Origin of the sequence: Corallincola luteus (assembly GCF_004336975.1) — a bacterium.
Taxonomy (GTDB): domain Bacteria; phylum Pseudomonadota; class Gammaproteobacteria; order Enterobacterales; family Neiellaceae; genus Corallincola; species Corallincola holothuriorum.
This window is the reverse complement of record NZ_SJXE01000001.1, coordinates 92,326-105,457: the sequence shown is the minus strand read 5'-3', so window position 1 is coordinate 105,457 and position 13,132 is coordinate 92,326. Positions and strand designations below refer to the sequence as shown.

General features: G+C 50.9%; 15 protein-coding genes. 10 read left to right on the top strand and 5 right to left on the bottom strand.

The features are described from left to right. The first annotated feature begins 1 nt into the window (after position 1). From EZV61_RS00435 to EZV61_RS00420, 4 genes are all read left to right on the top strand, one after another. Complete coding sequence (locus EZV61_RS00435) at positions 2-595, top strand: SPOR domain-containing protein (RefSeq protein WP_131413968.1); 594 nt, start codon at positions 2-4, stop codon at positions 593-595. An 81-nt stretch (positions 596-676) separates the two neighbouring features. Then, positions 677-1,210 (top strand): ATP-dependent protease subunit HslV, encoded by a 534-nt coding sequence (hslV, locus tag EZV61_RS00430; protein WP_114339641.1) that lies wholly within the window; start codon positions 677-679, stop codon positions 1,208-1,210. A gap of 32 nt (positions 1,211-1,242) precedes the next feature. After that, positions 1,243-2,577: an HslU--HslV peptidase ATPase subunit gene (hslU, locus tag EZV61_RS00425; protein WP_114339642.1), complete on the top strand. Its 1,335-nt coding sequence runs from the start codon at positions 1,243-1,245 to the stop codon at positions 2,575-2,577. Then, on the top strand, positions 2,577-2,960 hold the full coding sequence (locus tag EZV61_RS00420) for a gamma-butyrobetaine hydroxylase family protein (RefSeq protein WP_114339643.1): 384 nt from the start codon (positions 2,577-2,579) through the stop codon (positions 2,958-2,960). The genes hslU and EZV61_RS00420 overlap by 1 nt, the downstream gene beginning before the upstream one ends. Before the next feature lie 79 nt (positions 2,961-3,039). Here EZV61_RS00420 and EZV61_RS00415 read toward each other — a convergent pair whose 3' ends face one another. Both EZV61_RS00415 and EZV61_RS00410 read right to left on the bottom strand, forming a co-directional pair. Beyond that, positions 3,040-3,315, bottom strand: coding sequence for an HU family DNA-binding protein (locus EZV61_RS00415; RefSeq protein WP_114339644.1), 276 nt, complete (start codon positions 3,313-3,315; stop codon positions 3,040-3,042). 164 nt (positions 3,316-3,479) lie between these two features. Beyond that, a complete protein-coding gene (locus EZV61_RS00410) occupies positions 3,480-5,339 on the bottom strand; it encodes a methyl-accepting chemotaxis protein (RefSeq protein WP_131413967.1) in 1,860 nt (619 codons plus the stop codon). A 209-nt stretch (positions 5,340-5,548) separates the two neighbouring features. On the opposite strand from EZV61_RS00410, the gene EZV61_RS00405 reads away from it, so the two are divergent. Beyond that, positions 5,549-6,316 carry a PEP-CTERM/exosortase system-associated acyltransferase gene (locus EZV61_RS00405; protein ID WP_131413966.1) on the top strand — a complete coding sequence of 256 codons (768 nt, stop codon included), beginning with the start codon at positions 5,549-5,551 and terminating at the stop codon, positions 6,314-6,316. Next, positions 6,313-7,185, top strand: a complete 873-nt coding sequence (locus EZV61_RS00400; RefSeq protein WP_131413965.1) for a ThiF family adenylyltransferase — start codon at positions 6,313-6,315, stop codon at positions 7,183-7,185. The genes EZV61_RS00405 and EZV61_RS00400 overlap by 4 nt, the downstream gene beginning before the upstream one ends. Before the next feature lies 1 nt (position 7,186). Here EZV61_RS00400 and EZV61_RS00395 read toward each other — a convergent pair whose 3' ends face one another. From EZV61_RS00395 to EZV61_RS00385, 3 genes are all read right to left on the bottom strand, one after another. Beyond that, a complete protein-coding gene (locus EZV61_RS00395; RefSeq protein ID WP_114339648.1) occupies positions 7,187-8,131 on the bottom strand; it encodes a KpsF/GutQ family sugar-phosphate isomerase in 945 nt (314 codons plus the stop codon). Between the two features lie 107 nt (positions 8,132-8,238). After that, positions 8,239-9,267, bottom strand: coding sequence for an MJ1255/VC2487 family glycosyltransferase (locus tag EZV61_RS00390; protein ID WP_131413964.1), 1,029 nt, complete (start codon positions 9,265-9,267; stop codon positions 8,239-8,241). Positions 9,268-9,350: 83 nt separating this feature from the next. After that, the gene (locus EZV61_RS00385) at positions 9,351-9,869 is read right to left on the bottom strand and encodes a phosphatase PAP2 family protein (protein WP_114339650.1); all 519 of its coding nucleotides are present in this window, start codon (positions 9,867-9,869) and stop codon (positions 9,351-9,353) included. Positions 9,870-10,109: 240 nt separating this feature from the next. Between EZV61_RS00385 and EZV61_RS00380 the strand changes: the two genes are divergently transcribed. The 4 genes from EZV61_RS00380 to EZV61_RS00365 all read left to right on the top strand — a co-directional run bounded on the left by EZV61_RS00380 (position 10,110) and on the right by EZV61_RS00365 (position 12,990). After that, on the top strand, positions 10,110-11,729 hold the full coding sequence (locus EZV61_RS00380) for an alpha-amylase family glycosyl hydrolase (RefSeq protein WP_165569488.1): 1,620 nt from the start codon (positions 10,110-10,112) through the stop codon (positions 11,727-11,729). Positions 11,730-11,864: 135 nt separating this feature from the next. Beyond that, entirely contained in the window at positions 11,865-12,350 is a 486-nt protein-coding gene (rraA, locus tag EZV61_RS00375; protein WP_114339652.1) for a ribonuclease E activity regulator RraA, read from the top strand. A gap of 6 nt (positions 12,351-12,356) precedes the next feature. Then, on the top strand, positions 12,357-12,578 hold the full coding sequence (locus EZV61_RS00370) for a DUF1653 domain-containing protein (protein WP_131413962.1): 222 nt from the start codon (positions 12,357-12,359) through the stop codon (positions 12,576-12,578). 88 nt (positions 12,579-12,666) lie between these two features. Then, positions 12,667-12,990 carry a hypothetical protein gene (locus EZV61_RS00365; protein ID WP_114339654.1) on the top strand — a complete coding sequence of 108 codons (324 nt, stop codon included), beginning with the start codon at positions 12,667-12,669 and terminating at the stop codon, positions 12,988-12,990. Positions 12,991-13,132 lie beyond the last annotated feature (142 nt).

Here is a 13,132-nt window from a genome sequence, read left to right as displayed (position 1 = left end):
CGTGCCAAGGGATTACGCCCACCGCAGTAAGCCAAAGCCCCGTCGCGCTGCAACCAAATCAACGGGGCGCAGCGCTAAAAAGGCTCCGGCGCCGGTAAAGAAACCACCCTATTTCGCCATGGTGATCGCCGTGGCGCTGGTAGGTGCGTTTGGCTACCTGCTGATGCAGCTCAATGGGACAGCGGAAACGCAACCCGCACCAGTGGCAGAAACCACCAAACCCAAGGTCACCACACGTCCGCAAACCCAGCCGAAGGAAACGCCACTGCCACCGCCGCCAGCGGAGGATTGGCAGTACATCGAAGAGCTGGAAAACAAAGAAGTGGTGGTTGATGTACCACCGCCAGAGCCCAGCCAAGGGCCCTATCAGATGCAGTGCGCTTCGTTCCGCAGTTCAGCACAAGCGGAATCGATGAAGGCAAAAATTGCCTTTCAGGGCAAAGAAGCAATGGTACGACGGGCGGAAGGCAAAAGTGGCACCTGGTATAAGGTGGTACTCGGCCCCTACGAGCAGAAACGTAGCGCCGAAAAAGATCGCCATATCCTCGCCCGTAGCGGTATCAAGACCTGCAAGATCTGGAAATGGCAGGGTTGAGTTCCTGAGCTTGCGTCCCCACATCCTTTTCTATGTGTGAAAGGTGGCTGCTTCCAGCCACCTAAACCAAAGGAAAGATTTGTGACCACTATTGTTTCAGTTCGCCGTAATGGCAAAGTCGTCATCGCCGGTGACGGTCAGGTTTCCCTCGGTAATACCGTGATGAAAGGTAACGCCCGTAAAGTGCGTCGCCTGTATAACAATCGTGTGATCGGTGGCTTCGCTGGCGGTACCGCCGACGCATTTACTCTGTTCGAACGCTTTGAAGCCAAGCTAGAGATGCATCAAGGCCACCTGCAAAAAGCCGCCGTAGAGCTCGCCAAAGACTGGCGCTCCGATCGAGCGCTACGCCGCTTAGAAGCGCTGTTAGCCGTTGCAGATCATGAGAGCTCACTGATCATTACCGGTAATGGTGATGTCGTGCAGCCAGAACATGATCTGATCGCCATCGGCTCTGGTGGGCCATTCGCCCAAGCAGCTGCATTAGCTCTGTTGGAAAATACCGAGCTGGAAGCAAAAGAGATCGCAGAAAAAGCCCTGACGATTGCAGGCGACATCTGCGTCTTTACCAACAGCTTCCATACCATCGAAGAAATTGACAGTAACAACGCATAAGCTAGTACCCGCGTTGCAGACAGGATCAGAACATGTCCCAAATGACCCCGAGAGAAATTGTCCACGAATTAGACCGGCATATTATCGGTCAGGACGACGCTAAACGCGCCGTTGCCATTGCCCTGCGTAATCGCTGGCGCCGGATGCAGTTGGAGCCAGAGTTACGTCAGGAAGTCACGCCAAAAAATATCCTGATGATCGGCCCGACCGGTGTCGGCAAAACCGAGATCGCCCGTCGTTTAGCTAAATTGGCTAATGCCCCATTTATTAAGATCGAAGCCACCAAATTCACCGAGGTGGGTTATGTAGGTAAAGAGGTTGATAGCATTATCCGTGACCTCACCGACATGGCAATGAAGATGGTGCGCGAGCAGGAGACGGAACGCTTCAAGTACCGGGCAGAAGAGTTGGCAGAAGAGCGCATTTTGGATGCCTTGCTGCCACCACCACGCAATCAGTTTGGTGAGCCAGAAGCAACCTCAGATAGCAATACCCGTCAGGTGTTTCGGAAAAAGTTACGGGAAGGTCAACTCAACGATAAAGAGATCGAGATTGAGATCGCACAGCCACAAGTCGGCGTAGAGATCATGGCACCACCCGGCATGGAAGAGATGACCAACCAGCTACAAGGGATGTTTCAAAATATCGCTGGACGCGGCACCGAAGGTAAATCACGTAAACTAAAAGTATCAGAAGCACTAAAATTGGCGACCGAAGAGGAAGCAGCCAAGCTGATTAACCCTGAAGAGCTTAAAGAAAAAGCGCTGGAATCAGTAGAACAGCATGGCATCGTGTTCATTGATGAGATCGACAAGGTCTGCAAACGTGCCGACACATCAGGCCCCGATGTCAGCCGAGAGGGCGTACAGCGTGATCTCCTGCCATTGGTGGAAGGCTGCACGGTCAATACCAAGCATGGCATGGTGAAGACTGACCATATCCTGTTTGTCGCCTCCGGCGCATTCCAGATGGCTAAGCCATCAGATCTGATCCCAGAACTGCAGGGGCGCCTACCGATCCGTGTTGAGTTAGGCGCACTTAGTAGCGACGACTTTGTACGCATCTTAACTGAGCCCAAAGCATCACTGACAGAGCAATATCGAGCCCTGATGGCTACCGAAGGTGTATCTGTTGAGTTCACTGACGATGGCATCAAAAAGATCGCCGACGCCGCCTGGCAGGTCAACGAAACAACAGAAAACATCGGTGCCCGACGTCTGCATACCGTGATGGAACGCTTAATGGAGGAGGTCTCTTTTGACGCTTCCGATAAACAAGGCGAGTCACTACTGATCGATGGCCAATATGTCACCGACCATCTGGATGCACTGGTCGAAGATGAAGATTTAAGTCGCTTCATCCTCTAATGGCCGGACCGCAACTCACAGGCATTACGCTAAATCGCGCTGAACGGCTCCTGACAGTGCGTTTTGATGACGGCGAAGCCTATGCCATTCCCTGTGAGTTGCTGCGCGTCTCCAGCCCCTCTGCTGAAGTTCACGGTCATGGTAAACCGGTCTTAGTCAGCCATAAGCGCGAGGTCAATATCAAGGCAATTGAAAGGGTAGGCAACTACGCCGTCAAACTGATATTTGACGATGGCCATGATACCGGCATCTACCCCTGGCAACTGCTATATATTCTCGGGCGGGATCAAAGCAAGATCTGGCAAGATTATCTGCAACGCTTAGCTGCTCAGAAAGGCAGTAGAGAGCCGCTAATACCGGTGCAGGTGAAGTTTTCAGACTAAATAACACCCATCAACCAGCCGGAACTCAGGCATTAAAAAAGGCAGCGAACGCTGCCTTTTTTATTTCCCGCAAGGGGAACTAGCCGTTTACGCTGTCTTTCAGTGCTTTACCAGCAGTGAATGCAGGAACGTTAGCCGCAGCGATCTGGATCTCTGCACCCGTCTGAGGGTTACGACCAGTGCGCGCAGCACGGTGAGAGATCTTAAATGTGCCGAAGCCTACCAGCTGTACTGGGTCGCCTTCTTTCAGGCTTTGCGTCACTGATGCCAGCAGCACATCCAGTGCATCTTTTGCTTTAGCTTTGCTCAGATCTGCGCCTTCGGCAATCTTGTCGATCAGCTCGGTTTTGTTCATTGGAAAGTATCCTCGTTGTTATTAGTAATCTGACGTTTTCGCCAACTCTCTGGGAATTAATGAAGCAAAAGCGGCTTGGAAGCAAGCCGCATTGTATTTATTTACCTGATATTGGAAAAAAGATCACGAAAATTCCCCGCATCACGGGGCTTTCAGCGCATTTTTTAGACTTTGAACTCAGAAATAGCCGAGCTTAAATGAGCGGCCTGCTCTGCCACCTGTCCGGTTGCTTTTGCGTTGTGTTCACTGGCTTCCGCTGATTGAGCAGCAATATCACGAATGTTGGTCACATTGCGGTTCACTTCCGCCGCCACATGGCTCTGCTCTTCAATTGCTGTCGCAATCTGCGTACTCATATCCATAATATGAGTCACATCAGAAGTGATCTGACTCAACAGATCACCAGCGGCTGCCGCCTGCTCTGCACTGCCCATCCCCTCTTCTCGACACGTCGTCATCAATTGCACGATATCAACGGTACGAGCCTGCAGGTTATCAATGATATTAGCGATCTCTTGGGTCGACTCCTGGGTACGCATGGCCAAATTACGCACTTCATCTGCAACAACCGCAAAACCACGTCCCTGTTCACCGGCACGGGCGGCTTCAATCGCGGCATTCAACGCCAATAAATTGGTTTGTTCTGCGATACCACGGATCACATCAAGCACAGAACCGATAGTCACGCTGTCATTCTCTAACTGTGAAACCACTTCGGAGCTTTGCACCAAACGCTCTGACAAACTACGGATGCGGTCCACCGTCATGTCCACTTCCGACTTACCCGCTTCAGCATTACGGTTAGTCTCTTCGGCATTATTGGCGGCCATTTCAGTGTTCTTGGCAATCTCCTCAATGGTAGCTCCCATCTCGGTCGCTGCGGTAGCCACCATGTCAGTTTCAGACAGCTGGCTTTGCATACCATCAAGCGTATGTTCTGAGTTGGACGACAGTTCTTCAGTGGCACTATTAAGCGAATTAACCGCATCCGTGACCTCGACGATCAAAGCGCGGAAGTTATCCATCATATGATTGAAATTCTCGCTAACCTGCCCCAGTTCATTGTCTTCATTCACTTCCACTCGCAACGTTAAGTCATTTGTTTCAGCAACCCGTCGCGTCATTACGCGTAGCGCCTGAACCGGACGATTAATGGCACGAGAGATCTGAATATTCAGTACCAACAGTAAGATGATCACCACCACCGCGAAAATAGTTAATATGGTATTGATACTGGCTTCTTTAGTGGTAATTTCTTCGTCAATATGCAGTTCGACAGCGGCAAGCAGCTCTTCACTTTGATGGATCACTGCACGCAACTCACCTCTTATGCCACTGTTTTGATCCAGCCCTATTTTCTGCGCACCAGCAGCAAACAGCTCAAATTGGCTTTGATAATTACCTAACAGCGCTGTTAATTGGGATTTCGTGCCAGAGGCCAATTTACTGCCTTTGACATCGTTCAACAGTGACTGCATATTTTTACTAAATTTATCCAGGTATTTAGCATCACTGCGCAACATAAAATCTTTTTCATTGCGGCGCAGCTGCAACATACCGGCCGCCAACTGATAATTCTTTTGAGCGTACAACAGCTCCTCAACATCATGCACCGCGCTTCGCAGAGCACCATTTAGCCCAGACTTATGATCCAAACCAATAACCCGCTGTTCGGCGATCAGCAGCTTGAACAGTTGATGATATTGGTCGATCACCGCTTTCAAGCGGTTTTCCTCTTCGACGATGGTTTCATTGTCCAAACGGGTCTGCAACAAAGCCAACGTCTGCTGAAAAGTAGCGACCTCTTCAGTAAATTTGCCTTCATATTTATCCAGCTTACGCGCCAGAAAGTCTTTTTCATGGCGTCGTAACATCAGCATAGAGCTGTTGAGCTTTTCCGTTTCCAGAGATGCTCGATGCAAGTCCCCGACACTACTCATCCCCAATGCGCTAGCGACCACCAACACAACCAAGGCAACCAGACTGATCACCGTATTCAATTTTAGCTTTTGGCTTATCAACATCGCTCAACAAACTCCATCTATACCAGGGGGCTAATCAATTCTATCGGCACCATTGGTTAATGGTTTAGCCGACAGAGAAAGATAAACCAAAGTCTAGGCAGAAAATCTTGGTCATGCCTCATCTCTCTTTAAAGATCAGCAGCTTTAGTCACAGGATCGATGAGTTATGTCTATAAATAAGAGATAGCTCTCGTTACAAGGCTCTCACTATGGCTGCACCTTCATTGGCAGAGAATTTTGATCGTTACTTTGGCATCCGTTATGCGAAGAACCCGGCGCTGAAAAATTTTGCCTATCGCATCCGCCATCAGGTCTATGCGCAGGAACTGGGCTGGGAAGCCCCCAATCAAGATGAAATAGAGACAGATAGCTGTGATCCCTATGCTCACGTTTGCCTACTGGAGCATAAAACCAGCGGCCAGTATGCAGGAACTATCCGCCTAGTTATTCCCCCGGCCCATGCTGCCAATCAACCGCTACCCTTTGAGCAGCATTGCCTGCAAAGTTGTTGGCGCAGTGTGATCGATCCGGAAAGTCTGGAGCGGGGCACATTCGGCGAAATATCCAGACTGGCTGTGCCTGACACCTTCCGCCGTCGGCAAGATGAAAAGGGTAAGCCGTTTGTCCTCGGTGAGAGCTCCACGGCACGGGCATTTACCGAAGAGGAGCGGCGAAACTTTCCCAACATCGCCATCGGCCTCTACTTGGCCGCCATCGCCATGGTGGATATATGCCATCATCAGCATGTATTTGTGATGATGGAGCCACGTCTGCAGAGGCACCTAATGCGCTTTGGCCTGCCTTTTGAACAATCTGGTGAGGCGATGGAATACCACGGTACCCGTGCGCTATACATGCTGCCGAAAGCCAAACTCACCCGCTATCTATCAGACGATATCCAAGAGCTCTACGATCTGATCAAAGCGGAGTTGAACCAGCAGCTCACGCTGATCCCATTTTGTCCGACAATGCAATGAGCGAATTTAACTACGCTGAAGCGTTTTCCCGCAATATTGGCTGGTTGACGAACGATGAACAGCAGCGCCTGCGACACAGCCGCATCGCCATTGCCGGGATGGGCGGCGTCGGCGGGGCACATCTACTTACCTTGGTGCGGCTGGGCTGTCAGCATTTTCATATCGCCGACCTCGACCAGTTTGAACAAGCCAATTTCAATCGTCAGGCAGGGGCCAGGTTAGATACCCTGCAGCAACAGAAAGCGGCAACCCTCGCCGACATGGCGAGGCAGATAAACCCTGAGGTGGAGATCCGTCTGTTCGAACAGGGGGTGAACAAAGATAACCTGGAGCCCTTTCTCGCCGACATCGACCTCTATATGGATGGCCTGGACTTCTTCGTGTTACCCGTGCGCCGACTGGTTTTTGCCAGATGCCGAGAGCTCGGTATTCCGGCTGTCACGGCCGCGCCACTTGGCATGGGCGCGGCATTATTAAGCTTTCTGCCAGACAGTATGCCTTTTGATGATTACTTCGGCCTTAATGATCAATCGATGCTCGAGCAATACCTGCGCTTCTATGTTGGTTTAGCACCTAAAGCTGCGCATCGGGATTACTTGGTGCTACCAGAGAAGATTGATTTGGCGAATAAAAAGGGGCCATCGACCATCATGGGCTGCGAAATGTGTGCAGGCGTAGCTGCGACTCAAGCGCTGAAATTGCTACTGAAGCGCGGCGCAGTCAAGCCTGCGCCTTGGAGCTTTCAGTACGATGCCTACTGCAACCGTCTGGCTAGCAGCTGGCGGCCGGGTGGCTATAAGCACCCTTTACAACGGCTATTGCTATGGCTGGCACGCCGCCATTTAAGAAAACAGGGTGCCGATATTTAACTCATAGTTCGCATTGATACAGCTGCAAAACGCCTTCAAGGCGCTCATTTTCAACCACCAACAACACGGTAATATTTAACTCATGCATAGTATCGGCGGCCTCCTGCAGCCTAGCCGATGGCGATATTACCCTTGGCCCCACGGTCATCACATCGGCTGCTGTTTGACGCAAAAAACTGTCTTCATATTTTTCTATCGCCCGACGAATATCACCATCAGTGATGATCCCTCGTAACTCGTCGCCATCCATCACGATCGCGACACCCAAACGCCCCTCTGTCGCCACCTGGATAACCTCTTTGGTGGAGGCAGTAGGCGCCAATATTGGCAGTTGCTCGCCACGCATCACATCCCGCACTCGAGTCAATAAGCGACGCCCCAAACTGCCCCCGGGATGAAAACGCGCGAAGTCAGATGGTTGAAAATCTCTGGCGACCATTAAGGCCATGGCTACCGCATCTCCCATAGCCGCCGTTGCTGTCGTTGAAGAGGTTGGCGCCAAACGCAGCGGACACGCTTCCTCTGCTACTGCAATCGACAGATGAAAATCCGCGTTGCGCGCCAAGGTGGAATCAAGGTTACCCGTCATCGCAATCAGGGTGTTCTTATTCGCTTGCATAAAGGGGATCAAGCCGATCAGCTCTTCACTCTCTCCAGAGTTGGAGATCGCCAATAAAATATCGTCTTTACCGACCATTCCGAGATCACCATGCCAAGCCTCCGCTGGATGCAAAAAGAAACTGGGAGTCCCAGTACTGGCCAGCGTAGCGGCGATCTTCTTCCCTATCAGGCCCGATTTTCCCATGCCAGTGACGACCAACTTACCTTGACTGGCAAGGATAGTGTCTATCGCTAGGTCAAAACTCGCATCCAGTTGTTGCTTTAGATCGGAAATGGCATTGGCTTCCAGTTCAAATACTCGCAATGCCTGTTGGGTATGATTCATATGCTTGTCTTAAAGAGTAAAATGAATAGCTTGGCACAAGCTACGCTTATGCTCCAGCGGTGACAAGCAACCGGATCAAAGCCATTGAGTTTTTTTGTCGCCTGAAATTATATGCTCACTTTCGCCCACAACCGTTCAGCGACCTTCTCTAACGGCTCGGAACGCTGCTGAGCCAACCAACCCGCCAACGCTGCCGCGACACAAGGGTATGACAAAGGCATCTTCGCTGGGGTAGCCAAGAATTCGTTCAACGATGACGCTGACAAGGTATCCATCACCTGAGCCAATTGCAGTTTCGCTAATGTCGCGGCGTTTGATTCCTGCTCAAACTGCCCCACTAACGGCTTTACCAGCAATTTTTTACCCAGAAAAAGCGCTTCCGATGGCAGTTCGAAACCACTGTTACATATCACCCCTTCCGCATCGGCAAGATCGTTGGCAAAGCTGTGCTTGCTCAAGGGTAACCACTGAATATGTTGCTGTAACTTCGCGCTTGAGATCGCCGGATGATAACAATAAAAATTCGTATTGGGCTGAGACAACAGCATGGTTTCAATCTTGGTTAACGCTTCAAACGGCAGATAAACAACCACCTTATTTTTCAACGCCGGTAAGCTGCGATGCTCAATATCGATGATTGGGGGCAAAATGGCCTGGTCAAAATGGTGCCAGTGCAACCCTATATGCTCAGAGGCGGGGGCAAAACCGCTCATTAATATGCGTGCAGCCAAGTTATAACCACGCTTAGGCACATCATAACGAAACGATGCTTGGTGGCTTAAGGCAAGACTGGGTACCCCTTGTAGCTTTGCCGCCCACGCAGTGACAGGCTCAAAATCGGTAATAACAAGGTCATAGGCACTCAAATCAAGCGAACGAATATCTCGCCATAATTGCCGCAAGCTAGCCTGTTTAAGCGTTTGCCATAGATTAATCGAGCCCGCAGAAACGGCAAAAGTCAGTCCTTGACGCCAAAAAAAGTCACCAAACGGCTGCATATCAAACAGCTGATCTAACGGCCGGCCACTGACCAAGTAATCGGTTGCAATTCCCGCTTCAGCTAACGCCTTTGCCATAACCCGCGCACGGGTCATGTGACCATTTCCCGTGCCCTGTACCCCATAAAGTATCTTCATCTACGACTTCTCAACGTCAGTCTCCCTAGGGGAAATCAAAATCTCTCTATCCAACCAACGGCGCCCGGCACTTACAGGCTGTACTACACCAGTGAAATAACCGCTGTTGCGACCGTTATACCCAGCAGTGCGCCACAGACGACATCCGCCGGGAAGTGCACTCTTAGCATCACGCGGGAGTAACCCACCAAGCACGCCCAGCCATAGGCCAGCCACTGAATCTCTGCGAAAAATGTACTCAACATGGTCGCCATCACAAACGCCGCGGCCGTATGGCCAGAGGGCAAACTAAACTTATCGGAAGGGGTTACCACGGCAGCGATACCGAGATTGGCTTGGGCAGGACGATTACGTTTAAAGCCATTTTTCAACAGCCAATAGATCGGTCGCTCAATAAGAAAAGCGGTCAAGGTGGCGATCAGAAAGGCGGTACCGCGCTCAGGGAATAAGCACCAAGCCATCAGCCCGACAAGCGGATACCAATAACCATCACCGGTTCTCGATAAGTAACGACAGGCAGTGACCAGACCAGGCCAACGATTAGCGCCAGAAAGGCGAAGAAATAACTGCTCATCAAGTTGCTTCAGACTCAATATGTTCATGAGGCACCTCCAACTAAGTTAGTTGCCAAGCTAAGGTGAATCAATGACAACAACATGACAGAAACAAGAAGGCTATATTTCAACCAATTGACGAGGGCTGGCACTAATCGATGGCTCCGGCATCGAGTCGTTTTTCTGAAACTTATTTTGTGCGTTGATTCATACTCAGGCGGTAACTTCGTTGCCGCCGACAACGGTAAAGCGCATGCTCAACTTAATTCACGACAGGATCGCTGCAGCATGAAAAACATCACTTCACTCTCCTCATATGGATGCTCAGCGCTATTGGCGCTCAGCCTAACCGCTTGCCAGCAGGCACCGGCAGATCCAGATACCCCTGGCTTAAGTGATGCCCTTGATCTGAGCCCGGTAGCCATTGAGTTAAACGATAGCGGACTGCCTGCCGATTGGCAGAAGCACGCGGTGTTTATGGAGATCTACATTCGGGGCTATCAGGACAGTGATGGCGATGGTATTGGCGACTTTAATGGCCTGACCTCACGCCTCGATTACCTGCAAGATCTCGGAATAAAAGGGATCTGGTTGATGCCAATGATGCAAAGCCAGGATCGCGATCATGGCTATGCAGTAACAGACTATCGCAAAGTTGAACCCGATTACGGCAGTTTGGACGACTTCAAACACTTCCTAAACGAGGCCCACCGCCGTGGCATTGGGGTGATCATTGATTACCTAATTAATCATAGCGCTGCACAGAATCCACTATTCCTCGATTCAGATAAGCATCTAGCGGGAAAACGTGACTGGTATATTTGGCGTGACGATTTTCAACACTGGCCGAACTGGGGGGGCAACGAAACCTGGCATGCCGGAACTGACGGTTTCTATTACGGTATTTTTTGGGATCAAATGCCCGATTTTAATCTGCGTCATCCCGAGGTAGTCAGCTTCCACCAAAACAACTTACGTTACTGGCTTAATTTAGGGGTCGATGGGTTCCGCTTCGACGCCGTCGGCACGCTGTTCGAAAACGGCAGCAGCGCCATGCTTAATCAGCCAGACAATCACCGCTTCCTCGCCGATAGCATCCGTCCGATCGTGATGGAATATCCCAATCGCTATATGGTCTGCGAAAATCCGGATGGCCCCATGCCCACCGCAGACTCTTGTGGTAGTGCGTTCTATTTCGGTCTACAAGGCGCCATTCTTGCCAGTGCTAAGTTTGGCAAAACCAAGCAGCGCATGAAGGATCGACTAGAGAATGCACCGATGGCGCAACTGGCCACGCTGTTAGCCAACCACGATTCATTTGCTGGCGGCCGAATCATGGAGCAACTAAAGGGCGACGAGGGTAGCTATCGCATGGCTGCAGCAACGCTGCTGACCCTGCCTGGTACACCTTTTATCTACTACGGTGAAGAGATAGGGATAGGTCATAGTCTCGACATCACCGATCCGGATCCCGACCACAGATTACGAACCCCGATGAGCTGGACTGATGACGCCAACAGTGCAGGCTTCACCACCGGCACACCATTTCGAGCCGTCGCTAATAACGTCGCGACGCATAACGTTGCTGCCGCGCTTGAACAACCGAGCTCACTACTCAAGCACTACCGTCACTGGATCCAGTTACGTAATCAGCAGCCAGCCTTGCAGAGCGGCAACTACCAAGCGGTTGAAGTCACCGATAAACGGATCTTTGCGTTTACCCGAACACTTGATGATGACGTACGTCTGGTACTACTGAACTACAGCTCGCAGCCCGTTGAACTGACACTGACCGATAGCTGCTGGCAGATTATCGACAGCTATCCCAACAGCCCCCTTGCCGGGACTTTACCGACGACGGTGAATTTACCGCCACAAACAGCGACATTAGCGCAGCCCTGCGAGTGAAACAGCAGCTGCGTTAAATCAAATAGTTAGCGAGCATTGCAACACGGAGATCGCTTTGCACTAGAAAGGCGCTTATACTCTTTGTCGTTAAGCGAGCCTCGAGCTAAAAAGCCGTTATCAATCAAGGAGACAGTTATGGAATACAACACCTCGGAACTGTGCGATATCTATCTCGATTCCGTCGATGTGGTAGAACCCATGTTTGCATCCTACGGAGGACGCAGCTCCTTCGGTGGTCAGGTCACCACCATTAAATGTTTTGAAGACAACGGCTTAATCCGCGACGCGGTGCAGGAAGATGGTAGCGGACGCGTGCTGTTAATCGATGGCGGTGGCTCATTACGCCGAGCGCTAGTGGATGCAGAGATTGCCGAAACGGCGACCGATAATGGCTGGGAAGGCTTGGTAGTTTATGGCTGTATTCGCGATGTCGATGCCGTCGGTGAATTTGAGCTAGGCGTACAGGCGCTGGCGTCTATTCCTGTTGGCGCAGACGGCGAGAGCATTGGTGAAGTTGACGTAGCAGTCAATTTTGGCGGTGTGACTTTTCTACCGGAAGATCACCTTTACGCCGACACCACAGGCGTGCTGTTATCTGCCGAGCCTCTCGACATAGAATAACCCTCGTTGAACAGCACTCCAGCACTCCGCCCCGGACGGTATCGCCACTTTAAAGGTGGCGAGTATCAGGTAATCGATCTCGCACGTCACAGTGAAACCGAAGAGTGGATGGTGCTCTACCGACCGCTTTACGGAGAACAGCAGTTATGGGTGAGACCGCTTGCCATGTTCACAGAAAAAGTCAGCCATCAAAATAAAACAGTGGCGCGCTTCACACCCGTCGAATGAGCAACTTGGCGTTGACGCTAATTTCCTTAAAGTGGTCGGTCATCTAACACGGATGCACGTTTAAAGAATGATTTAAGGAGATGCTGTTATGGGTGCAGTATTGGAAGCAACCATCATTGGATGCCTCTATTTTATCCCTATATTTCTCACTGCAAATCTACTCCAAGCTGGCCGCCGCACGGTTTTTCCTTGTATCGTCGCCGCAGGTGTGTGTTGCAGCATGACAGAGTTAGTTAGCCTGATCGCACTGCCAGAGTGGTCCTCTGCTGGGGCGATTTTGGGGGCGTCAGCGTTGCTGTTTACCTTGGTGCTTGATGCTAAATGGTATTTGGCAGCAGGTATCGTCGCAATCAGCTATCTTGTGCAAATGGGAATGACTGAAACCGGCACCATGCTACTGAACGCTGTATAGATCTTTTTGTGAGCTAAATCAGCACACCGGTAACAAGCTGGCACTCAAACTGCAATCAGTCACTATAATCATTCGATAGTTGGATAATCGCACCAATATCGAACGTGATGAATCATGAGCCGATCTTGACGCACCTTAATGG

Excerpts from the sequence above, each read along its gene's own strand:
- hslU (WP_114339642.1), top strand. The coding sequence starts at position 1,243 with ATGTCCCAAATGACCCCGAGAGAAATTGTCCACGAATTAGACCGGCAT.
- EZV61_RS00420 (WP_114339643.1), top strand. The coding sequence starts at position 2,577 with ATGGCCGGACCGCAACTCACAGGCATTACGCTAAATCGCGCTGAACGG.
- EZV61_RS00415 (WP_114339644.1), bottom strand. The coding sequence starts at position 3,315 with ATGAACAAAACCGAGCTGATCGACAAGATTGCCGAAGGCGCAGATCTG.
- EZV61_RS00410 (WP_131413967.1), bottom strand. The coding sequence starts at position 5,339 with ATGTTGATAAGCCAAAAGCTAAAATTGAATACGGTGATCAGTCTGGTT.
- EZV61_RS00405 (WP_131413966.1), top strand. The coding sequence starts at position 5,549 with ATGGCTGCACCTTCATTGGCAGAGAATTTTGATCGTTACTTTGGCATC.
- EZV61_RS00400 (WP_131413965.1), top strand. The coding sequence starts at position 6,313 with ATGAGCGAATTTAACTACGCTGAAGCGTTTTCCCGCAATATTGGCTGG.
- EZV61_RS00395 (WP_114339648.1), bottom strand. The coding sequence starts at position 8,131 with ATGAATCATACCCAACAGGCATTGCGAGTATTTGAACTGGAAGCCAAT.
- EZV61_RS00390 (WP_131413964.1), bottom strand. The coding sequence starts at position 9,267 with ATGAAGATACTTTATGGGGTACAGGGCACGGGAAATGGTCACATGACC.
- EZV61_RS00385 (WP_114339650.1), bottom strand. The coding sequence starts at position 9,869 with ATGAACATATTGAGTCTGAAGCAACTTGATGAGCAGTTATTTCTTCGC.
- EZV61_RS00380 (WP_165569488.1), top strand. The coding sequence starts at position 10,110 with ATGAAAAACATCACTTCACTCTCCTCATATGGATGCTCAGCGCTATTG.
- rraA (WP_114339652.1), top strand. The coding sequence starts at position 11,865 with ATGGAATACAACACCTCGGAACTGTGCGATATCTATCTCGATTCCGTC.
- EZV61_RS00365 (WP_114339654.1), top strand. The coding sequence starts at position 12,667 with ATGGGTGCAGTATTGGAAGCAACCATCATTGGATGCCTCTATTTTATC.